The sequence below is a fragment of the Flavobacterium sp. UMI-01 genome (assembly GCF_019656315.1).
Classification (GTDB): Bacteria; Bacteroidota; Bacteroidia; order Flavobacteriales; family Flavobacteriaceae; genus Flavobacterium.
Map to the genome: position 1 here is coordinate 1 of NZ_BPLU01000072.1, position 222 is coordinate 222.

Annotated in this window: 1 protein-coding gene; it reads right to left on the reverse strand. The window is 43.2% G+C overall.

Annotated features, from left to right (window positions below):
- Positions 1 to 222: hypothetical protein (locus tag K5R64_RS16315; protein WP_220764953.1), on the reverse strand; the 222-nt coding region annotated here is incomplete at both ends.

Below are 222 nucleotides of genomic sequence, written 5' to 3' on the forward strand. Positions count from 1 at the left end.
AGCGGCAGGTTGTCCTATCGTTACCGAATTAGATTGAGACGAACAGTTGTCTGTTACTGTTAGTGTATAAGTTCCAGCAGGAAGATTATTTACAGAAGCGGTAGTTCCTACCACCGTATTAGAGGAGTTTTTCCAAGAGTAAGTTACTGTTCCTACAGCACCTGTTACCACACCAGCACTTACTGATCCAGTACTAGCCCCAAAACAACTAGCATCGGTTTT